The sequence below is a fragment of the Saccharopolyspora sp. NFXS83 genome, from assembly GCF_026241095.1.
In the GTDB taxonomy this organism is placed as follows: domain Bacteria; phylum Actinomycetota; class Actinomycetes; order Mycobacteriales; family Pseudonocardiaceae; genus Saccharopolyspora_C.
Genome location: NZ_JAPFGB010000007.1, coordinates 90,743 through 114,862, shown reverse-complemented (window position 1 = coordinate 114,862; position 24,120 = coordinate 90,743). Strand labels below are relative to the sequence as shown.

The following is a 24,120-nucleotide window of genomic DNA, read 5'->3' as shown; positions in this document are numbered from 1 at the left end:
CGCGTTGCCTGGGTGCAGAGAAACACGCGCTGCGGGAAGGGCGAACCGCCCGATCAGCCTCAGCTCGACGCGCGCACTCCCTCCGCCAGCAGTACCGCATCGCCATCGGCGGTCAGGCCGAACCAACGGTCGTCCCGCGCCGGGCGGACGAGCCGGTCCGCCGCCGCGGCTCCGGGGGCGAGCACCAACCGGGAAACCTCCAGCCGGGCAGCCGAGGGAACCTCGGCGAGCGCGTCGCAGGTGATCTCCTCCAGCGCGGCCGGGTCAACGGTGACCTCCGGTCCGGCGGGCAACGCCCACAGCTCGGCCGGAGTGGTGCCGCTGAGCAGCACCTGGCGACCGCCGCCCGCCAGGTCGAACCGGGCCGGGCGGGGGAACAGCCGCCGGTGCCACGAGAACCGGCCCTCGCGAACGGGTTGCGCCGCCGTCCCGGCCTCGCCCGGTTCCACCGGCCCGTCGATCAGGGCGGGGGACTCGCCGTAGTGCAGGGTCGCCGACAGCACCGGATCGTCGCCGCGGCGCAGCCGGACCTCGACGTTCCAGCCGCCGCCGGGATCGGCGCGCCCCTGCGCGCTTTTGCGCAACACGTACCGGTCCCCGTCGAACGCGAGCGCGCCCAGCGCCACGTCCAGGTCCCGCACCTCCCGCAGGTGCAGGCTCGGCCACCCGTGCGGAGCGATCCAGTCGCCGAGAGCGATCGCGTGCTCCAGCACCACCGACACCGGTAGCGCCGGGCGGCCGTCCACGGTGCACTCGCCCAGGCACGGATGGGACCCGGCGACGAAGGTGCTGTCGCACTCGACGCCGTCGTGGATCCGGAACGACCGCACATCGCCCAGGTAGTGGCGCGCCGAGGCCCACCGCGAGTGGTCGCTGGTGCCGAAAGCCGCCGCCAGCCGGGGCAGCTGGGTCGGCAGGACAGCGTTCCCGTACCGGCCGAGGAGGGCCACCTCCCCGGCAGCGCCGGTCAGGATCTCCCGCACCCAGTGCGCGACGCCCTCCTCCGGATCCACCAGCGAGGTGTAGCGCAGGGCGGTGCGCGGATTCACCATCCCGCCCGGACCGCCCCAGCTGTGCCAGATGGTCGTCTGCGCGGGAAGCCCGGTTTCCTGCTCGATCCACCGGCCGAGCCGGGCGAGTCCGTCGTTGCCCGCGGAGTACGCCACCTGACCGACCATGCCGCCGAGCCGCCCGGACAGCGAACCCACTCCGGACACCAGCCGCAGCTTCGAGTCCGGGTGGCCGCGCAGCTGGTCGAGCACGGTGCGCAGCCCGTCCACCTTGACCGCGATCGTGCTCGCGATGTCGTCGAAGCTCTGCTCTGCGAACCGCCGGGACTGGTCGACGCCCGCGTTGTGGATGAGCACGGTGGGCTGCGCGGCGAGGCCGGCGAGCAGGCCGCGGACCTGTTCCGGGTCGGTGCAGTCGCAGCGGACGTGCTCGATCCGCAACCCCGCAGCGGCGGCTCTGCGCAGATTCCGGTGGCCTTCGCGCAGGCGTTCCGCGCGGGCCAGCCGGGCGCGGATCTCGCTGACGGGTTCGGTGCGGCCGTTGTCCTTCAGCTCCGCCCACCGCCACCGGGCGAACTCGTCGTCGTCGAGCAGCGCCGCCGGGTGCTCGGCCGTGGGGTCGTCGCGGCCGGTGACCACGACGCGGCACCCGGTCCGCTCGGCCAGCCCTTCGGCGATGAGGAACCCGATTCCCCGCGACCCGCCGGTGATGAGCACGGTGTCGTCGGGTCCCAGGTGCAGCGCTTGCGGCCCGGGTGCTTCCGGGCGGGCGACGAGCGCGTAGCGCTCGTCCCGGAACCAGCCGACCTCCAAGTGATCCCAGCTGCCGATCTCCCGCCGCAGGATGTCGCCGAGCCGGTCCGCCGAACTCGCGGTGGCGGTGTCCACGTCGACGATCTTCGTGGCCACGCTCGGCAGCTCGTACTGGAGACCTTTGGCCAGGCCCGCCCAGACGCCCCCGAACGGCCCGCTGATCCGGTCGCCGCCCGGCTCGCCCAGCAGCCCGCCGAGCGCGGTCACCGGCAGGTAGAAGTGCCGCCCGCAGCGGGATTCTGCGGCCCACTCGTCGTGCACCTGGTGCAGCGCCTGGATCGTCCGCCGCAGCGGTGCCCGCCAATCCGCGGAGTCCTCGCCCGGCCCGCCGAGCGGGTTCAAGTCGATGATCCCGTCGGTGTCCGCGCCGCCGGTGACCGCCGAGATGCCGAGTTCGGCCAGCCGCGCGGCGGTGGCCCGGACCAGTTCCTGGTCGGACCCGAGCAGCAGGACTTGCCGGACTTCGTGCGCCTCTCCCGGCGGCAACGGCTGGGGCTCGGGCCGCCAGACGACCCGGCGCAGCGCGCCGTCGAAGTCCTCCTCCGCCCACGCGCTCAGATGCGGGCGGACCGCGGGCCGGTGCGCTGCCTTCATCGGATCGTCCCCTGACCGCGGCGGGCGTCGAACTCGGCGGCATCGACGAACTCACCGCTGGCGCGGTGCAGGTAGCCGCGGACCACGCCGCGCACGTCGTGCACGCGGGCGATGACCTTCCCGGCAACGTCCACCGCGACCGCCTGGTTCGGCTGATCGGATTCGAGGTCGTTGTCACCGGGACTGCTGTAGAGCTCGGCGCCACCGGCCCGCGTGACCGACAGGTCGGTGGGCGCTGCGAACAGCTCCACCCGACGCGCCCGACTCGGCACGAACAACGGGGTCCAGCCATCGTGCACGTCCCGGATGGCCATCAGCCGCACCATCCCGTCCAGCAGCACCGCGGGAGTGCGGAACTCCGCCAGCCAGCCCGTCTGCTCCGCGGGCAGCTCGAAACGCGCACGGGCACCGAGCGGGTGGGAGCGGGTGCGCTGCGTGCAGCGGAAAACGCCGTCCAGCCGCACCAACGGGTTGTCCGTGCAGTACGGATCGGGTAGCTCCTGGGTCGCGAACTCCCGCCAGGGCTGCCATTCCGGCGCGGGTAGCGGTTCGTCGCGCAGGCGGACCGAGACGCTGAAGTGCTCCCGGTCCCGCACCAGGACCCGCCCGTTCGGCGCCTGGACGTCGGCGAGCACCCGGACCCGCACCACGGATTCCCGCTCGTCCGACGCGACCAGCTCCGCCCTCAGCCGCACCGGGCGTTCGGCGTGGACCCGCAGGAACCGGCCGAACCGCAGGTCCTCGAAGAGCACCGGGACCCGGCCGGGGGCGAGTTCGGCAGCGGCGGCGGTGGCCAGTTCCGGCACGAAGAACCCGGGGACGGTGGGCGTCCCGTCGACCAGGTGCATCGCCAGGTAGGGATCGGCGACCGGGTCGAGCGTGCGGATCAGCGTCCGCTCCGCGGGCGAGCTCGGCTGCCGCGCGTCCGCACCTGCCAGCTTGATCAGCTTTTCCTCCCGCTCCCCGACGAAAGCGGTCATCGCGGACACCGGCTCCTGGGTGAGTTCGGCGGCGAAGTGCCGCACGCCCTCGGCGGTGGGCATCGGCGTCAGCTCACCGTTGGTGCTCAGCACCGACTTCAGGAACGGGTCGGCGGCCATGCCGGTCTCGTCCCACAGACCCCAGCCCATCGTGAACTCGTCGAGGCCGCGGGCGGCGGCGGCCTGCGCCGCGGTGAACAGGAATCCGTTCGCCGCCGAGTAGTCCATCTCGCCGCGCAGCCCGATCGCTCCCGCCAGCGAGCCGCAGTTGAGCCACCGGCGCGGCGGACGGTCGCCGAACGCGCGCTTGAGGTTGACGTAGGCGCACAGCTTCAGGTCCCGCACCGACCGGAACACGTCGAGGGATTTCACGCCGAGCGCGGCGGATTTGGTGGTGCCCGCGATGTTGAGCAGCAGCTCGACGGTGCCCGCCGAGGCGCGCACCTGCCCGATGGCCGACTCCACCGAATCCGGATCGCGCAGGTCGCAGGCCAGGTAGTGGACCCGGTCCGGGCCGCAGTGCGCGGCCAGCCGGGCCAGCGTCGCGGAGATCTCCCGCGCCTGCGCGATGCGCTGGAACTCGGCCTTGGCCGCGGCGACCGAGACCTTGCCGTCGCCGGTCGTGCGCCGCTTGATGAACTCCGCCTTGGAGAACTCCTGCGCGGCCAGCAGTTCCGGATCGACGTCGTCGATGGCGTTCGACCCGAGCACGAAGATCCGCGGTGCGCTGGTGCGCGCCAGCTCCGCGAGCATGGCCGCGCCGATGCCGCGCCCGCCGCCCGCGGCGACCACCACCGAATCCCGGCCGAGCCGCCGAGGCCCGTCCTGCACCGGTGCCAGGCGCGCGGCGACGACCGAGCGCTGCCCGGCGATGTGGTGCACGACCGGGGATTCGCGGGCGTGCGCGGTCTCGACGGCCAGGTCGCGCAGTGCGACCGCGGTGTCACGGGTGTCGTGGACCAGGACGAGCAGTTCGGCGTCGAGTTCGTGCGCGAGCGCCGCGGCAAGTCCGGTGAACAGTCCGGTGGCCGGATGCGGCACCTGGTCGCGGCCCGTACCGCCGACCAGCACGACCGCGAACGTGTTGCCGCTGCCCATGAACCCGGCGCAGCTCTGCGCCGCGAGGAACACGGCGTCGTGCAGCCGGAGCAGTTCCGCCCAGCCAGGGCCGCCCGGTGTCACGTCCCGCAGGTCCACCAGCACCCGCACGTGTCGGGTGCGCTGCGCGGTCACCACACCGGCAACGGCGGCGGACAGGTCGTCGTGGTCCCGCAAGCCGCTGATCTGCCCGGCTCTGGCGGACGACTCGCCCGGCACGAGCGCCATCGCGTCGCCGGCGAGGCCGGCTTCCGCCAGCGCCTCGGCAGAGTTGGTCAGCAGCACCGTTCCCGGCTCGTCGTGGGAGACCGCGGGACGGACCTCGCGGGCGGGCTCCGGCTGCGCTTCCAGGACGTGGCGGCGCAGCACGGTCCGCTCCGGCTCCGAGGCCGACGACACAGCCGAGGCCGACGACACGGCCGGAGCCGGAGTCGGCGGCGCGGCCGGGGTCGGCGCGGTCAGGCGCAGCGCCTTAGCCCGCGATCCGGCGTCCGGGCTGCGCTCGATGCCTGCCGCCGCCCGCCCCGAGGACAGGAACGCGATCAGCTCCCGCGCGCCCTCCGCGCCGAGCAGTGAAGGTGTCCGGCTCATGCGTTCCCCCGTCCGGCCGGTTCCGACGCACCGGCCTCGATGCTCGCCAGCACCGGCAGCCCCTCGCGCTGCGCGGTCCGCGCGGTGGTGATCACGAACGTGAACCCTCCTTCGAGGACGCCGGCCTCCGCGACGTCCGGCGTGATCTCGTCCAGCGCGGCGGTCCACTCCGGACGGCTGTTCCCGTTCGCCGCCCCGACGACGGCGAAGTCCAGGTCGCCGAACCGCAGGTAGTCCGCGGCGACCTCGAACGCCTTGAGCAGCGAAGCCTCCCCGTCGTCGACGGTCAGGTTCAGTCCGCGCAGGTCGTAGTAGTTCGACAGCCGGGACGCCACGATGTTCGGCATGATCCCCGGATACGAGTGCTGGGCGGTGGGCGGCGCCAGCCCGCCGACGTGCTTCCGGAAGCGTTCGGCGAACCGCCGCGCACCGGCCCCGTCGTCGGCTTCGCGCAACGTGGCCTCGATGTCGTCCAGGTAGAGCCGCAGGTGCCCGACGAGGGCCTGCCTGGTCGGCCCGCTGTGCCCGACCACGACCCCCGTGCGGTCCTGGTGGCGCAGGCACGCCGCCCAGACCGCGGGGTCCAGCCTGCGCACGCAGTCGACCATGATCAGCTGGGCGCGGTCGAGGTGCTGGACCATCGCCGGGGTCAGGAACAGCTCGTTCAACGGCGGGGCCGGGTAGTGCTCGCCGAAGCTGCCTGAGCCGGGCCCGCCACCGGCCGCCCAGCGGGCGACCGCTTCGTTGTCCGCCGCCCCCGGCAGCAGCCCGGACCAACCGACCAGTACCACCGGATCCGCCGAAGGCGCGCGATGCGCGGCCGGGACCGGCGAGCCGGGTCGGTACTCCCGGATCAGCAGGTGCGCGTTGGTGCCGCCGAACCCGAAACCGGACACCGCGCCGACGCGCGGGGCTCCGTCCGACCCGGCGGCCCATGCCTGCTCCTGGCTGGTGATCGTCAAGTTCGATCCGGCCAGCTCGAACGACTCCGGCGCGGCGCGGAAGTGGTGCTGGGCCGGGATGCGGGCGTGCCGCAGCGCCAGCAGCATGTGGATCACCGAGACCACGCCCGCCGCCCAGGCGGTGTGGCCGGTCAGGGACTTGTTCGCGGCCACCGGGATCGGGTCGGCGCCGGCGTAGAACTCCCGCAGGGCCAGGAATTCCGCTTTGTCACCGCCCTTGGTCCCGGTGGCGTGCGCGATGATGTAGCCGACATCGGACGGACTCAGCCCGGTGCCGGCCAGCGCGTTGCGCATCGCCTGCACCTGCTGGCGGCTCAGCGGCGAGTAGATCGCCTTCCCCTTGCCGTCCGCGGACAGCCCGAGCCCGGCAATCGTGCCGTGCACGACGTCGTTGTCCCGGATCGCGCGGGACAGCCGTTTGAGCACGACCAACCCGGCACCGTCGCCGAACAGCGTGCCGTCGGCGTCGGCGTCCAGCGAACGGACCTCACCGCGCGCGGAGAAACCGCCGAGCTTGCTGAACATCACCGTCATCGACGCGGTCATGCTCATCACGCCGCCGCAGACCGCGACGTCGCATTCCCCGGCCAGCAGCTTGCGCATCCCTGCGTCGATCGCGTACAGCGAGGACGAGCAGGCGCTGTCGAGCAGGTGGATCCGGGTGTCGGCGGGCAGGATCCCCCGGCACGAATCGGCGACCACCCGGTGCGGGGCGAGTTCGGCAGCGTCGTCGTAGCCGCGCTGGTAGCGGTTGTGCAGCGCCTTGCGCAGCCGCCCCCGGACCTCGTCGTCGAGTTCCCCGCCCAGTTCGCCGTCCAAGGCGTCGCCGACCGCGCCCAGGACCATCGCCTCCTCGAGGTTCTGGCTGCCGTCCGGGGTGTAGCCGACGCAGTAGTCGAAGCGGTCGCCGTCGCGCAGCCGCACCGATTCCAGCGCCTGGTGCAGGCTGTGCCGCAGCCACAACCCGTTGCTGTCGGCGAAGGTCCGGCCCGACTCCTGCTCGGCGCGCAGCGCCGGGTGCGGGGTGAGGTCCCGGATGTAACCGGCTTTCTGCTGGTAGCCCTTGTCCGGCGCGTCGCGGTCCGGGTCGTGGAAGTTCGCCGCGAGCCACCGCGACGGGTCCGGTTCGGTGAACTGGTTCCCGCCGTCGACCAGCAGGTCCCAGAACTCCGCCGGGCTGGAGGCGCCGACCACGGCCAGTCCCATCCCGACGATCGCGATCGGGTCCCCGTCGACCACCGCGGGGTGCTCGGCCGGGCTCATGCCTGCGCCCTGGCCACGAGACCGGCGCGGTTGCGCCGCACGTATTCAGCGACCTTGCCCAGGGTGTCGTACTCGCCGGGGCGGACCGTCGCGGTGTCCTCAAGCCGGTACTTCGCGCGCAGCGAGGTCAGCAGCTCGGTTTGCTGGACCGAGTCGACGCCCAAGTCGCGCTCGAACACCGCGTCCTCGGTGAGGACTTCTTCCGGGTACTCCAGGGCTTGCGCGTAGAACGACCGCAGCTCCTCGAACAGCTCGGCTCCCGCGGGGCCGGGTTCCGCGGCTTCCACCTCCGGTTCGACTGCGGGCTGCTCGGCACCTGCGTTCGGCTCGGTGGAGACCGGCTCGGCTTGCGGTTGTTCGGGTCGGCGCTCGCGGGTGGACCGCTGTTCCGGCACGGCGCCCAGGGGCGCGGTCTGCGCCGCCGGGGCCTCGGGCGGCTGCGGAACCGAGTCCAGGTACGCGGCGACTTCCAGCGCCGCCGCCTGCTCGTCGAGCCCGTGGAAGGCGTCCAGCACGGTGGCCACCGGCGCGCACCGCTCGGTGATCCTGCCCAGCGTCGCACCGGGGCCGAACTCGACGAAGGTGCGCTCGCCGTCCCGCAGCAGGCTCGCCAGCGCCGAGCCGAAATCGACCGGCAGCACCAGGTGGCGGGCCAGCAGCGCGGGCAGCCGGTCCCCGTCGCGGTAGCGGCGGCCCAGGATCGGTGAGTACACCGGCACGCTCATCCGGCACTGCTCATAGCTCGCGATCGCGTCCTCGAACGCCCGCGCGGCCTCCGCCAGCAGCGGATTGTGGAACGGGTGCGGAGCCTTCAACCGGACGCTGGTCAGCCCCAGCGCACCCGCGATCGTCCCGACCGCGGTGATCCCCTCCGGCGGACCGGAGACCACGACCTGGCCGGGGCCGTTCTCCACGGACAGCACGGTGTCCGAATTCCCCACCAGCGCCAGCACCGAACGCACGCGCTCCGCGTCGGCCTCTATCGCGAGCATCCGCCCGCCGCTGGTGTCGTTGGCGCGCAGCGCCGCGATCCGGTGGCACAGGATTTCGGCCCCGTCGTCGAGGGAGAACGCCCCGGCGCTCACCAGCGCCGCGATCTCGCCCATGCTGTGCCCGAGCAGGCAGGACAACTCCGCCCCGTTGCGGCGCAGCAACCGGTACGAGCTGACCGACTGCGCGAAGATCGCCAACTGCAGGGCATCGGGGTCGGCGGCGAGCAGCTCGGACGCGGTCGGCGGCTCGGACGCGAAGACCACCGGCGTCACGGCCCTGCCCAGCACGCGCTGCGCGGCCGAGTCGACCGCCTCGTACACCTCCCGGACTTCCGGGACTCCGGTGTGCCAGCACCGGGCGAACACCGCCTGCCGATATGCCCCTTGCCCTGGGAACATGCCGACGACATCACTCGGGGAGTTCATCAGGAATTTCCTTTCGGACAGCACGGAAAGACCGCACTGAATTACCGGACGACGGATTCTTGAAAACACTGCTCAGGTGAACGCAATGTCAAAACAATGGAAACGGGATAGGGCTCCCGCGATGCGTCGCATTCGGCGTCTTCGATAAGCGACGGGGGCAGCTTATCCGGGCATCGCTACCGCGCAGTAGGGCTAGTGATGATCGTCACTATGGCCGCATGCGCTGCGCCTTCCGGTGGATCGCATCGTGTGCTTTCCTGTTGATGTGGTCCTGCACCGAACCGGGTCGGTACCGGAATGTCATCGTTGCCCTTTCCGCTCGCGCGTATTCCGCAGGCCCGCACGCGCGAGCGAACAACCAGCTCAGCCACGCCCCCGCTGCTCGTCGCGCGCCGGCGAGCAGTAGCACCGAATTCGGAGAAATCTGTGGACTGAAACTGGAACGAAACTCCGGAGTTCGGCGAATTGGCCTTTCTGTCGGCCGCGATGCTGGCATTTCTCGCCGGATACCGGTTCGAGGTTCTGGCTGGACCGGGCCGGTTCGCCGGGTTTCGACCCGATCAGTGAAGTGCGCAGCTACGCCGATCTGGCACGTTTCCCCAACCTGCGCACAGGCCGTGCGGCCCCGTGCCGGATTGGGCTGGTCCCTTCCGGTCGAGGAGCGTGGGGCTACCCCGGCCGGTGACTCCGATCGGTACCCGCAGGAAGTCGCGTTCGCCGCGCTCGGCCCACAACCGTGCCACGTCCAAGCCCGCCGGGTCGTTGATTCCAAGCAGCGCCAGGACGGCTGAGGCCCTGCGGTACCACCCGCAGGCGCGCGGGGTCGTGCACGACGTCGGCAACCTGCTCACCGGCGGATCGGGCACCGACGCGCGAGCTTGGAATCCTTTCTCGCACCCCGCAGGTCTTCCCGGAGCTGCTCCAGGTGGTCGAGGTAGCGCTCGCGCTGCTCCCGGCGCTTGCGGGTGGCCTGGCCGCGCTGGGTGAAGTAGCAAAGCCCCGCCGTGCACACCGACACGAGCACGACGACCGCGCCGAGCGCGGCGAAGCCGCTGCGGAAGAACATCATCATGATCACGCGGCGGCACCGGCCACCGGCAGCAGCGCTTGCACCACGGCGGCCGTCTTGCCTTCCGGAAGCAGCGGCGGCGGGTCCGGCATTCCCGCGGAAATCAACGCGGGCGCCATTGTGAAGGTCGTTCGCCACCCGGACGAAAGTTCGCGTTCTGCGCAGGACTCGTTTGCGCGGTCGACCGCTTCGGGACCTGGAGCGCCGGGCGATACGCATGTAGGTTCCGAAGCGTGTCGAATAGAGCCCGGGAATCTGGGGCCGGTACGAGAAAGACGCCTGCCTGCCATTAGTTCGTTGGCGAATGGGTGGTGTCAGTCTGTGGTGGGTACCAGGCCTGTTCGGTAGGCGAGGACGACTGCTTGCACGCGGTCCCGCAGGTCGAGTTTGGTGAGGATGCGGGATACGTAGGTTTTCACGGTTTCCGGGGAGATGACCAGGTTGGCGGCGATTTCGGCGTTGGACAGGCCGGCGGCGATGTGTTGGAGCACTTCCAGTTCGCGGTGGGTCAGTGCTTGCACGATGGTGTCGCGTGCTGGGCGGGAGGTGTCGGTGGGGCGCAGTCGTTCGGCGAAGTGGCCGATCAGCTCGCGGGTGACCGCGGGGGCGAGGAGGGACTCGCCGCGGGCGATTGTGCGGATGCCGTCGACCAGCTGCGCCGGCGGCGTGTCCTTGAGGAGGAATCCGCTGGCGCCGGCGCGCAGTGCTTCGTATGCGTATTCGTCGACGTTGAAGGTGGTGACGACCAGGATCTTTATTGGTGTTCCGGTGCCGGGGCCGGCGAGTTGGCGGGTTGCTTTGATGCCGTCCAGAACGGGCATGCGGATGTCCATCACGATCACGTCGGGGTGCAGCCGTCGTGCCGCCTCCACCGCCTCGCGGCCGTCTGCTGCCTCGCCGACGACGGTCATGTCGGGCTGTGCGGAGAAGATGGTGACGTATCCGGTGCGGACCAGTTCCTGGTCTTCGCAGATCAGCACCCGGATCGGCTCGGTCATGTGGGGCTCCCTGGAATCATTGCCCAGACGCGGAATCCACCGTTGTCGGGAAGGGCGCCGGAAACCAGGTCCCCGCTGAGCATTCGCACCCGTTCCCGTAGTCCCGTCAGTCCTCTCCCGCCGGATGGCGTGACCGGGTTGCCTGCAATGGGGCCGACGGTGATGACCTCGATTTCGATATGCTCCTGGTCGTGTCGGATCAAGACCTTGGTCGGGTTTCCGGTTGCGTGTTTGAGTGCGTTGGTGAGCGCTTCTTGCACCACGCGGTAGGTGGTCAGTTCCACGTCGAGGGACCGCGGTAATTGCTCGCCCTGCTCGGTCCACTCGACGGGTTGACCGGACAGCCGGGTCTGTTCAACCAGGTCGGCGACCTTTCCCATGGTCGGTGTCCGGTCCGCGGTCCTGGACTCGCCGGTCGCCTCGAGAATGCCGAGCAGGGTCCGCAGCTCTGTCAACGCCCGGCGTCCGGTGTCGCTGATGGCGCACAGGCCGGTCCCGGTTCGTTCCGGCGCGGTGTCGAGCAGGAATTGCGCCGCGTCGGCCTGCACCACCATCGCGGTCACGTGATGCGTGACCACGTCGTGCAGATCCCGGGCGATGCGTGCCCGCTCGGCGGACGCGGCGACCTCGGCCGCCAGCTGTCTCCGTTCAGCCTCGTCCGCGCGCCGTCGACGCATGCCGGTGCCAGCCAACCAGATCACCACCAACACGAGATAGAACGCGAGAAAATCCGGAAACTGTTGCGGTGAGCCGAGGTTGTGCAGCACCAGCGCGAGTATCAGGTAGCCGGCGGTCAGTGCTGCGGCAAGCCGCCGGCGCACCCGCACCAGGTGTGCGCCGGCGGCGTACAGCGCCAGGAGCAGCCCTACTTTGCCGAACGTGTCCGGGTGGCCCAGCATCTGACTGGCCGCGAACGCGGCACCGATGACCGACAGGCACACACCCGGCATGCGGGTACGGACCGCGAGCGGCAGGCACATCGCCAGTGTCAGCGCCGCACCGACCACCGCGCCGATGCCGTTCGTCTCGCGCCGGGGGAGATCGCCGATCTCCGGTCCGAGGTGCGCGACGGTCGGCGCGAACGCCAGCACGGTCACCAACGCCGCCAACGCACTGTCCTTTGTGGACGACGGGAGGTCGTGCCATCCCGTGAGCGTGGTGCGGAGGCGGGAGATTGTGCTGGCAAGCATCTGGCAAGCTTAGCGACGTGCCCGTCGCAGGGGCACCAGGTTGCCGCGCTTGTGGGCGGCGATGAGCATGGGCACGGCGAGCAGCAGGCTCACGACGACGGGAATGATCGACCCCTCGATGCCGAACTGGCCGCCGGTCACCAACTCCGGGCCCGTCGGTTCGGCGACCAGCAGTCCCGGCGACGCGTGACCCGAGACGGGGACGCCGAGCAGCCCGACGGTGGTGTTCCAGGCGAAGTGCAGGCCCACTGCCACCCAGATGCTGCGCAGCCACAGGAACGTGGCGCCCAACAGGACGCCGGCCTCAATCGCGATCGCGAACCCGGTCCACAGCGTTGCGCCGGGGTTGGCCAGGTGGATGGCACCGAACAGCACCGCGGTGCTCGTCAGCGCGAGCCAACTGCCCCCCAGCCGTTCCAGCCCCTGCAGCAACAGGCCGCGGAAGAGCAGTTCCTCGGTCACCGCCGCGCCGAGTTGCACCGCCACGATGCTCACGACGGTCGACATGGCGCTGTCGGTGGCCCAGGTGAACGAGAACTCGGTGATCACCATGAGCATGGACACGGCGATGAACAGGAAGCCAAGCCCGATGCCGAGCAACGCGTGGATACCAGACCGTGCCCTCGCGATCTCCGGCGTGCCTCGCTGCGCGACGTACCGCATCACCGCCCAGTAGACGGCGACCGCGGCGACCGCGGCAACGACCCCGAGTACCGGCGAGCCACCAGAGGACAGCGACGACACCGCGCCCACACCAACTATCCCGACCAGCATCCAGACGATCGGAAACCGCAGGATGCGAACGAGTCGCCCAGGCTGGCGATCCGTGTTCGCGATCGGCGTCGTGTTCAAAGGTGACCTCCGCATGACGTTGGCCGCACGGCTCGGCGACCCGACGGAAAAGGTACGAGCACCGCGACCCCCGGCGCGTCACCGGCGAGTGGACGATCCGGGTAGCTCTCACGGGGGACCACGCAGCAGTCAGCCGGCACCTGCGCATTCGCCGGGGAGGGCGGCATCGCCGGCTGAGGTTCACTCCAGGTGCGCCCTGCTCGTCGTCGAGTACCGCCCGCCATCGCCACCAGGGGACGAGAACGATGGCAGAGATCATGATCGGCCCATGGACCCCGCGCGCCGCCCGGCCGGGCAAGTCCACCCGGCTCCGAGCCGGGCGGACCGTCCCGTGATCGCCGCGACTCGTCAGGCCCGGCCGAGATCGTTCGCGCCCACCCGGCCGGCCTCTAGCCGAGCGGCGCCGTTGGCCGAGGTCAAGGGCGCCACCCGAACCCGGCCGTCCTGGTCGAGGCGCTTCGTCGGCGCCGGTGAGCCGGTGGCGGGCGCGTGCCAGGACTCTTGGCGCGAGAAGTCGAGCAGGGCCGCAGGGCCTGATCAGCTTCTACGCCGACACCGTCCGCGAGCAGCTGGACTTGCCGGACCGGAGACCGCTGCCGGCCGTCTCCTTCGGTTGCGCCGACGAGTCCGACCCGGCGAACGCGCTGCGGATACCCCGGGCCGCGCTCGCCGAGACCACCCGGTTCCACGGCCGGACCCGCGCGGCCCCGTCAGCCGAGGACGTCCTCGCGGTCGCGCGGAGAGCGGATCGTCACGGGCGTTGCGCGAACGCCTCGTCCAGATCTCGCACCGCGCCCGTCGACGCGGAGGTCGCGAGCGCGGCGTACACCCGCAGCGCCTCGCTGATGGGCCGGACCCGCGCGGTGGGCCGGAAACCGCCGGGCTGCTCGCGGATCTCACCGCGCCGCCGGACGAGCTCGGCATCGGGCACCTCGACCGAGACCGCCCGCTCCGGGATGTCGATGGTGATCAGGTCGCCGTCGCGCACCAGGGCGATGGTCCCGCCCGCGGCGGCTTCCGGGGACACGTGCCCGATCGAGAGCCCGGCGGATCCTCCGGAGAACCGGCCATCGGTGATCAGGGCGCAGGAGGTGTCCAGGCCGCGTCCTTTGAGGAAGGACGTGGGCTGCAGCATCTCCTGCATGCCGGGGCCTCCTCGCGGTCCCTCGTACCGGACCACGAGGACGTCGCCGGGCTCGACCTGGCCGCCGAGGATGCCCTCGGTGCACTCCTCCTGGCTCTCGAACACCTTCGCCGGGCCGGTGAACCGCAGCATCGAGGCGGCGACCCCGGCGGTCTTCACCACGCAGCCGTCGAGCGCCAGGTTCCCGAACAGCACCGCCAGCCCGCCATCGGGCGAGTAGGCGTGCTCCGGCGAGCGGATGCAGCCGTTCTCCCGGTCGGTGTCGAGGTCCGGGTACCGCTGCGTCGAGCTGAACGGTGCGATCGTGCGCACTCCGCCCGGAGCGGCTCGGAAGAACCGGGCCTTCTCCGGCGCGGCCGAGGCCGACCGGATGTTCCACGCGTCGAGCTGCTCGCCCACCGTGGCGCCGCTGATGGTCGCCAGCGATCGGTCGATCAGTCCGGCTCCGTCCAGCTCGGCGAGGATGGCTTGGATCCCGCCCGCCCGGTGCACGTCCTGCACGTGGTAGCGGCTGCTCGGCGCGACCTTGCACAGGTTGGGCACCGACCGGGACAGCTCGTCGATGTCCTCCAGCGCGAAGTCGACCTGGCCCTCGCGAGCGGCGGCCAGGATGTGCAGGATCGTGTTGGTCGACCCGCCCATGGCGAGATCGAGGGCCATCGCGTTGCGGAATCCGGCCCGCGAGGCGATCGCGCGCGGCAGCGCGGTCTCGTCGTCGTGGTCGTAGAAGCGCCGGACCAGGTCCATCGCGGCGCGGCCCGCGTCGGCGCAGAGGGCGCGCCGGTCGGCGTGCGTGGCAAGCAGCGTCCCGTTGCCGGGCAGGCCCAGCCCCATCGCCTCGACCAGGCAGTTCATCGAGTTCGCCGTGAACATGCCCGAGCAGGATCCGCAGGTGGGGCACGCGCTGTCCTCGACCGCGGCCAGCTCTTCGTCGGACAGCCGCTGGTCGGCCGAGGCGGAGAACGCGCTGATCAGATCCAGGTCCTGGGTGCGCAACCGCTCGGGGATCGAGGCCGGGGGGCGACCGGCTTCCATCGGTCCGCCGGAGACGAACACGGTCGGGATGTTGAGCCGCAGGGCCGCCATCAGCATCCCCGGCGTGATCTTGTCGCAGTTGGAGACGCACACCAGCGCATCGGCGCAGTGGGCGTTGGTCATGTACTCGACGGAGTCCGCGATCAGCTCGCGGCTGGGCAGGGAGTACAGCATCCCCAGGTGACCGTTGGCGATGCCGTCGTCGACGGCGATCGTGCTGAACTCGCGCGGCACGCCGCCGTGCGCGACCACCGACTCGGCGACGATCTCGGCCACCTGGTCCAGGTGCACGTGCCCCGGCACGAACTGCGTGTAGCTGTTGGCGACAGCCACGATCGGCTTGCCCAGATCACGCCGCGCCACCCCCGCCGCCATCAGCAGGGATCGCGCCCCGGACATGGATCGGACACCGGTGATCGTCGCTGATCGAAGTGCTCCCATCCCGGCAGCCTAGCAGTCAATCGATCAGATTTGACATGCATCAAACGACATTTGATTGATTGCGGGGAATCATGGTGACCGCGTGATCGATCAGGTGGTCGGCGGAGCGTCGAGGTCAGCTGACCGGCCGCTCGCGCTCGTCCGTCTGCTGGCCCGCGGCGCCGACGCTGTCGAGCACGATCATGGCCTCGGTGTGGATCACGCCTTCGACACCGCGCAACGTGCCCTGCAGGAGTTCCCGCAGGTGGAACGCGTCCCGGACGTAGCACTCGACGACCAGGTCCCACGATCCCGTCACCGTCCAGACCGTGTGCACCTCCTCCAGGTGCGACAGCGCCTCCGCGCAGCTGTCGCTGTGCTGGTCGTCGTTGGTGCGCACCACCACCAGCGTGTGCATGTACCCGAGCCGGGCCAGGTCGACCTCGGCGTGGTAGCCGGTGATGACCTGCGCCGCCTCCAGTCGCGCGATCCGCTCGCCCACGGCGCCCGGCGAACGGTTCAGCTCCCGGGCGATCGCCCGCACGGACATCCGCGCATCCGCGCGCAACAATGCCAGGACCGATCGATCCAACTCGTCGAGGACGACCGGTCCTGCCGTCGCCTGATGGTCGACCGGGGCCGCACGCACCTTCTCCGTCATCGGACGCTCCTCCTCTGCCGGTGCCGGATGACACTTGACAATGTTTCGGCGCGCATATCGTACGTCTGTTCCGCGGGGTCGCGGTGCGCTTCGCGCCGCAGCACCCTCCGCGATCGCACGACTTGCACGATTGACATGGATTACTGGACTGACCAGCATGCTGATGTCACCCAGATCCAGTGACCGGGGCCACCGCCGGGAAGCGCTGGAGCGAGAACCCGTGAGGTGCGGCCGAAGGGGCGAGCGCGTCCGCCCGGTTGCCGCACTTCGTCCGTGCTCGCCCCCTGCTGCGGCGGACCGGCCGACCAGGTTTCCCGCGCACCGATGACGGACTCCGGCCGATCGCCGAGCTCCGCCGTCGGGAGAACCACCGGAGCCACCAGCTCTCCGGTGTCGAGACGGAGGCAGAGATGGACCAGTGGACCGGCTGTCCTGAAACCGAGACGTCGCCCCGACCCGAGGTCGACGTCGCCGACAGGATGCTCATCAGCCTGCTTCGATCGAACGCCTGCGCCGAGACGCACGACCTGGCGAGCCGGATCGGCCTGTCCCGGTCCCAGGTGCGCGTGAGGCTGCGACGGCTGGAGCGCTCGGGGGTCGTGCGCGGCTACCACGCGCGGATCAGCGCCCGCGCGGTCGCCGAGGGCTGCGTGCTCGCCTTCGTGCGGTTCACCGGGGACGGACGTCCCACCGCGGGCGACCTGAGCGGTCTCGCGGGGGTGCAGCGCGTGCACGTCCTGTCCTCCGGCTGGGACTACATGATCGAGGCGGCCGAGTCCTGCTTCGCCGCGTGCGGTGCTCCCGGCGGCGACACGCTGCTCGGGCACGAGGCCGACATCGCGCTGCTCCCGGTGGCGCACGGTCGGCAGGGGGCGACGACCGGCACGACCGGCGGGCCGTCGACGCTGCTGCGGTTGACCCAGACGATCCGGTGACGGCGCGCGGGTCAGGCGGCGCCCGCTTGCGGGGCCGGGGCATCCGCGCAGGTCGACGTGTCTATGCTGCGCACGTCGGCGCCGCTCCGCGGGTCGGCGGAGGCGGAGAGGTTGCTGTCACGCAAACGGCTCGACGAGTGGAGTGCGAAGGTGCCCACCCCGAAGTTCGCTCCGGTCGCCCGAACGCGCGCGCACGAGGCGGTCAAGGCGCAGATCGAGGAAAAGATCCTCCAGGGGCAGCTCCAGCCGGGCGACCGCTTGCCGTCGGAACGCGAACTCTGCGCCCAGATGGGCGTGAGCCGGCCGACCGTGCGCGAGGCGATGCGCACGCTGGAGAGCGCGGGAGTCGTGGTCCTGCGCCCGAACGACCCCACCGGCGGTGCCATCGTCCGGATGCCCGACGGCGCCAACCTGGAGCGTTCGCTGCTCGACCTCGTCCGGTACTCCCAGCTCTCGCTCGGCGACCTCATCGGGTTCCGCATGCTGGTCGAGACGACCGCCTGCCACCTCGCCGCGCAACGTCGCGACCAGGCGCAGATCGACGGCATCGTCCGGGCCCAGCGGGCCGTCGAGGCGGCCGTCGAGAGCGGCACGAACGAGGAGTACATCGCCGCCGACGTCGAGTTCCACGTCTCGGTCGCGCGGGCCTCGGGCAATCGGCTGCTCGAGCTGTCCACCAGCGCCGTGCGGGCGGCGATGGCCGGACTGATCGGCGACGCCACGCTGAAGGGCGGTGCTGCCGTCAAGCGCGACTTCGTCCGCCGGCACGGCGCCGTCGTCGACGCGATCCGGCTCGGCGACCCGGACCTGGCCTCGTCGTGCGCCCGGCGGGACATCGTCGACTACTACCTGCCCCTGGTCGACAGCGAGGACGAGCGCACGCTGAGCGCGCTCGAAGCGTTCGTGGCGGCGGCCACCTCGAACGCGCCCCCGACAGCGGTGTAGGGGGCGCTCGCCAGCGCGGTCACCCTTCCGCTGCCCGCGAGGTGGTGCGCCGGTGCGCGCGGTCCGCGGGGCCGCGCCGGTGCGGAAGCAGGACGCTGACCGAGGCCAGGACCCCCAGCACCAGCTGCAGGACCCACGCATGGCCGAAAGTCCGGGCCGACGGTGCGGCGGCCACGAGCGCCACCAGCAGGGCCACCCCGATCGCGCTGCCGATCTGGCGGCTCATGTTCAGCACCGCGCTGCCGGTCGTGGCGCGGTCGGGTGCGAGCGCACCGGCGGCGGCGAACAGGGGCGCCTGGGAAAGACCGCCCGAGACGCCCATCAGGACCAGACCGGGGAACATCGCCGACCAGTAGGCGGGGACGTCGGTGACGGTGAGCAGCCAGTACCCCGCCGCCGCGGACATCGTGAGGGTTCCGACGGCGGCGGGCAGCACCCGGCCGAACCTGCGCCGGATCGGACCGGCGTTCATCGCGAAGCCGACCGAGACGATCGGGGCGGCGGCGATGCCGATCCCGGCCTCCAGCACGCTGAAGTGCCACACCTGCTGGAGGAACAGCGCTCCGCCGAACAAGTAGACGGCGAAGCCCGCGAACAGGCTGAGCAGCGCGAGAGCAGCGGCGGTGAACTCCCGGCTGCGGAACAGCGCGGGTTCGATGATCGGTGCGGCTGCGGTGAAGCCGCGTCGCACCGTCGCCGCCGCGAGCACCGCGGCCGCGGCGAACAGCCCGATCGTCCACGGGCTGCCCCAGCCCCACTGCGGGCCCTGGGTGGTGGCCAGGACCAGCGCGCTCACCGCCGCGAGCAGGGTCGCGGTGGACACGACGTCGGGCAGGGGACGGCCGCTCGGCTCCCGGACCTCCGGCAGCAGCCGGACGCCCCCGAGGAGCGTGAGGGCACCGATCGGCAGGTTGATGAGGAAGATCCACCGCCAGTCCAGGCTGGCGAGCAGCCCGCCGAGCGGCGGCCCGGCCATGGCGGCCACTCCGGCCACCCCGGCCCACAACCCGACGACGAGGGCGTGCTGGCGTCGCGGGAAGCTGGGGTAGAGCAGCCCCAGCGACGGCGGCACGCTCATCGCCGCACCGATCGCCTGCACGGCCCGGGCTGCCACGAGCACCGGCAGCGAGGGCGCGAACGACGCCAGCGCGGAACCGAGCGTGAACACCGCGACCCCGGCCAGCAGCATCCGCTTGCGGCCGTGCAGGTCCGCCAGCCGCCCCGCGGGCACCAGCAGCGCGGCGAAGACGATGGCGTAGGCCGACAGCACCCAGGACATCGCCGGCGTCGACGCCCCGCCGAAGGACCGCCCGATGCCGTCCACGGCGACGTTGACGATGAAGAAGTCCAGCTGGGCCATGAACGCCACCGCGCTCAGCACCGCCATGATCAGCCAGCGGCGCGGTTCGCCGCGCTCGTCCGTCGCTTCCGGACGGGACTCAGCCCCGGTGTCCACGGGCAGCACCACCTTCGTCGATCCGAAATCCGAGCAGTGGCGCGGAGAACCGGCCCGCTCGTGGGCGAAACCGTTCCGGCCCAAGGGGAAATGCGAGATGTTCCGCGATCGTGCCTCGCGATCTAGAAGTCGTCGGCCCGCATGCGGTAGCTTCGCTTCGCCACGTGCCATCGACCGTGGCATCGGCAGCGTAGCCGGGACCGCCCGGTGTGGAGGAACGATGACCTCGCGCATAGGCGCATTCAGCCAGCTGGTCGGCCGCTGGTTCCCGCTGATCGTGTTGATCGCCGGGGCGATCGCACTGTCCTTCCCCAGCTTCTTCGCGGGGTTGACCTCGGTGGTTCCCTGGCTCCTCGCGGTGATCATGCTCGGGATGGGCATGACCCTCGAACCGCGGGATTTCGCTTACGTGGCACGCCGTCCGGTGGCGTTCGCGATCGGGGTCGTCGCGCACTTCGTGATCATGCCGCTGCTCGCCTGGCTGCTGACCCTGGTCCTCCCGCTGAGCCCCGAGCTGGCAGTCGGGGTGATCCTGGTCGGCTGCGCTCCCAGCGGCACTTCGTCGAACGTGATGGTCTTCCTGGCCAAGGGGGACACCGCGCTGTCGGTGGCGATGAGCAGCGTGTCCACCCTGGTCGCCCCGCTCGTGACGCCGTTCCTGGTGCTCTGGCTGGCTGGCAGCTACCTGCCGGTGGATCCGGCCGCGCTGATCGTCGAGATCCTGCAGATCGTGCTGATCCCGGTGATCCTCGGCTTCACCTTGCGGCGGGTCGCCGGATCCGTTGTGGCGAAGGCGCTGCCGGTGCTGCCGTTGATCTCGGTCATCGGGATCACCGGCGTGGTGGTCGCCGTGGTGTCGGGCAGCGCGGACAAGCTGCTCAGCGTGGGACCGATCGTGGTGCTCGCGGTCGTGCTGCACAACCTGCTCGGCGTCGCCCTGGGCTACGTGGCCGCCAAGGTGGTCGGGATCGACGAGGCGGCCCGGCGCGCGATCGCGCTGGAGGTCGGCATGCAGAACTCCGGCCTCGCGGCCAGCCTGGCGTCGACCTACTTCTCCCCGGTCGCGGCGCTGCCCGGGGCGATCTTCTCGGTGTGGCACAACATCTCCGGTTCGCTGGTCGCCACCTACTGGGCCCGGCGGCCCGTCGCGGTCGCCGGGAACCAGCAGAGCCAGACGGCGAGCGACGAGGCGTGACGTCGTCGGCTCAGGGCACCGGCCGGGCACCGCGCCGAAGGCCCTGAGCCGCGCCGCGCACCAGGGTTGAGGCCTGGTCGGCGTCGAGGCGGGGATCGCACAGGGGCTGTTCCTCGCCGACCTCGGACGTGTCCTCGTCCACGCACTCCCGGACGTCGTCGGGCGTGCACTCCAGGTGCAGCCCACCGGGGTACACCCCGGCTCCGGCGAGCACGTCGAACCAGCCGTCGAGCTCGGCCAACAGATCGGTGACCCGGCGGGTCTTGATCCCCGAGGGGAGCCGGATCGTGTTGCCGTGCATCGGATCGCACATCCAGACCACCGGGTGCCCGGCGGCGGACACGGCCGCGACGAGCCCGGGCAGGACGCGGCGGACGGCGTTCGCGCCGAACCGGGTGATCAAGGTCAGTCGGCCCGGTGCGCGCTCCGGATCGAGCCGGGCGCAGAGCGCCACGATCTCCTCCGGTGTGACCGCCGGCCCCACCTTGACCCCCAACGGGTTCACCACGCCGCTCAGCAGCTCGACGTGGGCTCCTCCGATGTCACGGGTCCGCTCGCCGATCCACGGGAAGTGGGTGCTGGACAGGAACCACTGCTCGCTGGCGGGGTCGTTGCGCAGGGTCGACCGGTCGTAGGGGAGCAGCAGGCACTCGCGGCTGACCCACAGCTGCCCGGCCGGGTGCGCGTGCAGGGTGCGGAGCAGGTTGAGCGTGGTGGCCGATCGGTAGTAGCCCTGCAGGAGCCGGGAAGCGTCGGCGCGCCGCGCCGAGGCCGTGGGTGCGGCACCGTTGACCATGTGTCCGCGGAACACCGGGAGGGCCCGTCCGTCCACGAGTTCGGTCGGCGCGCTGCGCGGCTTCGCGTACTGCCCGGCGATGCGGCCGATCGCGACGGCGGGCCGACCGGAGATCTCCTCGAAGCCGCGCGCGAGCCGGGCGATGAGCCGACCCCGGCTCGTGATGTGCTCGGTGGTGGCGTCCTCGAAGGACTCGGCGCAGTCGCCCGCCTGGACGACGAACGCCCTGCCGTGCGCCGCGTCGGCGAGCGCTCGGCGCAGGTTCGAGATCTCGCCGGGTTGCACCAGGGCGGGCAGGCTCCGCAGCTCCGCCACGGCCCGCTCCAGCTCGGCGGGATCCCACGCGGGCTGCTGGTGCGCGACGAGTGAACGCCAGGAATCAGGTGTCCACGGGGTGCGCCGGGCCTCGGCAGTGCGACTGTGGATCATGCCGGCCTGACCTGGGCCGTGGCGGCGCGCCGCCCACCAGAAGCCGAACCGGTCCGGCAGCTGTCGATGAGGTTCGCGATGACGCGATGCCCCACCTCGCCGTCGAGCGACAGCAGGGACTCGGGGTGGAACTGCACCCCGGCGATGGGGAGCGCGGGGTGCTCGACGGCCATGACGACGCCGTCGTCGGTGACGGCGGTGACGCGCAGCGGCGGCGGTACCTCGTGGGAGGTGACGTAGAGCGAGTGGTAGCGCCCGGCGGTGAACCGCGCGGGCAGTCCGCGCAGCAGCGCGCCGCCGCCGTCGACCGCGCGGATCTGCGACGCGCGGCCGTGGATCGGATCGGGGAGCACGCGCAGGTGCCCGCCGAAGTGCTCGACGATCCCCTGCATCCCCAGGCAGACGCCGAACACACCGGCGCCCGCCGCGAGTGCGGCGTCGACCGTGTCGCTCATGCGGAAGGCCGCCGGTCGGTCCGGCCCGGGGGAGAGCACCACCAGATCGGTGCCCTCGTCGAACCCGGTCAGCGAGGACCACCTCCGCGTGACGACCTCGCAGTCGTTCTGCCGGAGGTAGCCCGCGAGCGTGTGGACGAAGGAGTCCTCGTGGTCCACGAGCGTGACGCGCGGCCCTCGCGCGCTGGTCCTGGCTCCGCCGCGCGAGCCGACCGGTCGCTCGGTGCGCGGGGGTGCAGCCGCCCGGCCGCGCAGCGCGTCCAGCACGGCGGAGGCCTTGAGCCGTGTCTCGGCCTCCTCGGCGTCCGGGTCGCTGCCGATGAGCAGGGTCGCTCCCGCGCGGACCTCGGTGGTCGTGTCCGTCAAGCGCGCCGTCCGGAGGGTCAGCGCCGTGTCCATCGCTCCGTCCACTGTGGCGTAGCCGACCGCACCGCCGTACCAGCGTCGAGCCGAGGTCTCCCAGTGCTCGATGAACTCGGCGGCGGCGCGCTTCGGCGCGCCGCTCACCGTGGCGGCCCACATGTGGCTGAGGAAGGCGTCCCAGGCGTCGTAACCGCGTTCGAGCTCGCCCTTGACGTGGTCCACGGTGTGGATCAGGCGGGAGTAGAGCTCGATCTGGCGTCGGCCGACGATCCGCACCGAGCCCGGGACCGCGACGCGGCTCTTGTCATTGCGGTCGACATCGGTGCACATCGTCAGCTCGGCGGCCTCCTTCTCGGAGGCCAGCAGCGCGGCCACGTTCCGGGACTCCTCGATCGCGGACGCGCCCCGCGCGATGGTGCCGGAGATGGGGCAGGTCTCCACGACGCCGTCCGCGACCCGCACGTACATCTCCGGTGAGGCGCCGACGAGCGACTCACCGCGCCCCAGGTTGATGAGGAACCCGTACGGGCTGGGATTCGCGGCGGTGAGCCGCTCGAAGACCACGCTCGCCGACTCGCCGTCGCGGTCGACGGTCAGGGTCTGGCTCAGCACGGTCTCGAAGGCATCGCCCGCGTGGAACTTCGACAGCGCCGCGCGCACACCTGCCCGGTAGTGCCCTGGATCGGTCCGCGCGGGCGGATCGGGGGCCCGGCGAGCACCGGCGAGGTCAACGGTCGCGACCGGCCCGGAGGTGCCGGTCGGACCCGAGAAGGTGTAGTCGACCTCGACCGCCAGCTCGCGCTCGGGATCGGCCACGATCACCGAGGCGGGCAGGAACGCGACGAGGTCCCGGTAGCCCGCTGGTCGGCGGTGCCGCCGTGTGATGGGGTCGAACCCGAGCATCAGGTCGTAGCCGAAGGCCCCATACCAGCCCAGCACCGGCTCGTCGGGATGGGCGAGGGCCCGGGTGAGCGTGCGCAGCACGCCGACCGTCGACGGTTGCCGGGTGCGCTCCTCCTCGGCGAAGCCGGTGCCGATGGGGGCGACGGCGCCGCGCAGTCCCGAGCCGTCGGGCAGCGCCGCGAGGCCGCGCACCTGCGGGTCGGTGGCCAGCGCGCTGCTGGCCAGCTCCAGCAGCGGGCCCGCGCCAGGGTCGAGGGCGAGCACGCGGAACGCGCGGCCTCGGGCCTCGAAGGCCAGCGCCACCCGCTCCGTGGCGCGGGTCCACGGCGAGTAGCGCCCGGGTTGGGTCACCGCCCCGTGGAACAGCGCCCCCGGCGCGGAATCGAGCGCGGCGGCGACTCGGCTCAGGGACCTCGAAGCGGCGTTCGGCCCGGGCAGCGGGCGAGCGCGCCGTTCGACGTCGAGACCACCCGCCGTGCGGTACCGAGCAGCGCTCTCCGCGCCCTCCTCCAATGCCCGGGCAATCCAAGCGAAGTCCACCCGCA

The 24,120-nt window shown here is 71.5% G+C and carries 16 protein-coding genes; 3 read left to right on the top strand and 13 right to left on the bottom strand.

Going from position 1 to position 24,120, the window contains the following annotated elements; all coding sequences use genetic code 11:
• Positions 1–59 precede the first annotated feature (59 nt).
• The 10 genes from OOZ19_RS10145 to OOZ19_RS10100 all read right to left on the bottom strand — a co-directional run bounded on the left by OOZ19_RS10145 (position 60) and on the right by OOZ19_RS10100 (position 16,098).
• Positions 60–2,417, bottom strand: coding sequence for a KR domain-containing protein (locus OOZ19_RS10145; RefSeq protein ID WP_266089805.1), 2,358 nt, complete (start codon positions 2,415–2,417; stop codon positions 60–62).
• A complete protein-coding gene (locus OOZ19_RS10140; protein WP_266089804.1) occupies positions 2,414–5,086 on the bottom strand; it encodes an SDR family NAD(P)-dependent oxidoreductase in 2,673 nt (890 codons plus the stop codon). Before OOZ19_RS10140 ends, OOZ19_RS10145 begins: the two co-directional genes overlap by 4 nt.
• A complete protein-coding gene (locus OOZ19_RS10135; RefSeq protein ID WP_266089803.1) occupies positions 5,083–7,311 on the bottom strand; it encodes a beta-ketoacyl synthase N-terminal-like domain-containing protein in 2,229 nt (742 codons plus the stop codon). Before OOZ19_RS10135 ends, OOZ19_RS10140 begins: the two co-directional genes overlap by 4 nt.
• Positions 7,308–8,729 carry an acyltransferase domain-containing protein gene (locus OOZ19_RS10130; RefSeq protein ID WP_266089802.1) on the bottom strand — a complete coding sequence of 474 codons (1,422 nt, stop codon included), beginning with the start codon at positions 8,727–8,729 and terminating at the stop codon, positions 7,308–7,310. Before OOZ19_RS10130 ends, OOZ19_RS10135 begins: the two co-directional genes overlap by 4 nt.
• Before the next feature lie 847 nt (positions 8,730–9,576).
• Entirely contained in the window at positions 9,577–9,807 is a 231-nt protein-coding gene (locus tag OOZ19_RS10125) for a hypothetical protein (RefSeq protein WP_266089801.1), read from the bottom strand.
• A gap of 305 nt (positions 9,808–10,112) precedes the next feature.
• Complete coding sequence (locus OOZ19_RS10120; protein WP_266089800.1) at positions 10,113–10,796, bottom strand: response regulator; 684 nt, start codon at positions 10,794–10,796, stop codon at positions 10,113–10,115.
• Positions 10,793–11,905 (bottom strand): sensor histidine kinase, encoded by a 1,113-nt coding sequence (locus OOZ19_RS10115; RefSeq protein WP_266089799.1) that lies wholly within the window; start codon positions 11,903–11,905, stop codon positions 10,793–10,795. Before OOZ19_RS10115 ends, OOZ19_RS10120 begins: the two co-directional genes overlap by 4 nt.
• 90 nt (positions 11,906–11,995) lie before the next feature.
• Positions 11,996–12,838, bottom strand: a complete 843-nt coding sequence (locus OOZ19_RS10110; RefSeq protein WP_266089798.1) for a CPBP family intramembrane glutamic endopeptidase — start codon at positions 12,836–12,838, stop codon at positions 11,996–11,998.
• 751 nt (positions 12,839–13,589) lie between these two features.
• Positions 13,590–15,458, bottom strand: a complete 1,869-nt coding sequence (gene ilvD / locus OOZ19_RS10105; RefSeq protein WP_266089797.1) for a dihydroxy-acid dehydratase — start codon at positions 15,456–15,458, stop codon at positions 13,590–13,592.
• A gap of 115 nt (positions 15,459–15,573) precedes the next feature.
• Complete coding sequence (locus OOZ19_RS10100; RefSeq protein WP_266089796.1) at positions 15,574–16,098, bottom strand: Lrp/AsnC family transcriptional regulator; 525 nt, start codon at positions 16,096–16,098, stop codon at positions 15,574–15,576.
• A gap of 410 nt (positions 16,099–16,508) precedes the next feature.
• On the opposite strand from OOZ19_RS10100, the gene OOZ19_RS10095 reads away from it, so the two are divergent.
• Both OOZ19_RS10095 and OOZ19_RS10090 read left to right on the top strand, forming a co-directional pair.
• Positions 16,509–17,033, top strand: a complete 525-nt coding sequence (locus OOZ19_RS10095; RefSeq protein WP_266089795.1) for an Lrp/AsnC family transcriptional regulator — start codon at positions 16,509–16,511, stop codon at positions 17,031–17,033.
• A gap of 150 nt (positions 17,034–17,183) precedes the next feature.
• The gene (locus tag OOZ19_RS10090) at positions 17,184–17,978 is read left to right on the top strand and encodes a FadR/GntR family transcriptional regulator (RefSeq protein WP_266089794.1); all 795 of its coding nucleotides are present in this window, start codon (positions 17,184–17,186) and stop codon (positions 17,976–17,978) included.
• 19 nt (positions 17,979–17,997) lie between these two features.
• Here the strand turns inward: OOZ19_RS10090 and OOZ19_RS10085 are convergent, their stop codons facing one another.
• Complete coding sequence (locus tag OOZ19_RS10085; RefSeq protein WP_266089793.1) at positions 17,998–19,434, bottom strand: MFS transporter; 1,437 nt, start codon at positions 19,432–19,434, stop codon at positions 17,998–18,000.
• A gap of 220 nt (positions 19,435–19,654) precedes the next feature.
• On the opposite strand from OOZ19_RS10085, the gene OOZ19_RS10080 reads away from it, so the two are divergent.
• Positions 19,655–20,629, top strand: a complete 975-nt coding sequence (locus tag OOZ19_RS10080) for a bile acid:sodium symporter family protein (protein ID WP_266089792.1) — start codon at positions 19,655–19,657, stop codon at positions 20,627–20,629.
• A 10-nt stretch (positions 20,630–20,639) separates the two neighbouring features.
• Here OOZ19_RS10080 and OOZ19_RS10075 read toward each other — a convergent pair whose 3' ends face one another.
• Both OOZ19_RS10075 and OOZ19_RS10070 read right to left on the bottom strand, forming a co-directional pair.
• Positions 20,640–21,854: a 3-deoxy-7-phosphoheptulonate synthase gene (locus tag OOZ19_RS10075; RefSeq protein ID WP_266089791.1), complete on the bottom strand. Its 1,215-nt coding sequence runs from the start codon at positions 21,852–21,854 to the stop codon at positions 20,640–20,642.
• Positions 21,851–24,115 (bottom strand): anthranilate synthase component I, encoded by a 2,265-nt coding sequence (locus OOZ19_RS10070; protein WP_266089790.1) that lies wholly within the window; start codon positions 24,113–24,115, stop codon positions 21,851–21,853. The genes OOZ19_RS10075 and OOZ19_RS10070 overlap by 4 nt, the downstream gene beginning before the upstream one ends.
• Positions 24,116–24,120 lie beyond the last annotated feature (5 nt).

Coding starts and splice junctions, on each gene's coding strand:
- OOZ19_RS10145 (WP_266089805.1), bottom strand. CDS start 2,417: ATGAAGGCAGCGCACCGGCCCGCGGTCCGCCCGCATCTGAGCGCGTGG.
- OOZ19_RS10140 (WP_266089804.1), bottom strand. CDS start 5,086: ATGAGCCGGACACCTTCACTGCTCGGCGCGGAGGGCGCGCGGGAGCTG.
- OOZ19_RS10135 (WP_266089803.1), bottom strand. CDS start 7,311: ATGAGCCCGGCCGAGCACCCCGCGGTGGTCGACGGGGACCCGATCGCG.
- OOZ19_RS10130 (WP_266089802.1), bottom strand. CDS start 8,729: ATGAACTCCCCGAGTGATGTCGTCGGCATGTTCCCAGGGCAAGGGGCA.
- OOZ19_RS10120 (WP_266089800.1), bottom strand. CDS start 10,796: ATGACCGAGCCGATCCGGGTGCTGATCTGCGAAGACCAGGAACTGGTC.
- ilvD (WP_266089797.1), bottom strand. CDS start 15,458: ATGGGAGCACTTCGATCAGCGACGATCACCGGTGTCCGATCCATGTCC.
- OOZ19_RS10100 (WP_266089796.1), bottom strand. CDS start 16,098: ATGACGGAGAAGGTGCGTGCGGCCCCGGTCGACCATCAGGCGACGGCA.
- OOZ19_RS10095 (WP_266089795.1), top strand. CDS start 16,509: ATGGACCAGTGGACCGGCTGTCCTGAAACCGAGACGTCGCCCCGACCC.
- OOZ19_RS10080 (WP_266089792.1), top strand. CDS start 19,655: ATGACCTCGCGCATAGGCGCATTCAGCCAGCTGGTCGGCCGCTGGTTC.
- OOZ19_RS10075 (WP_266089791.1), bottom strand. CDS start 21,854: ATGATCCACAGTCGCACTGCCGAGGCCCGGCGCACCCCGTGGACACCT.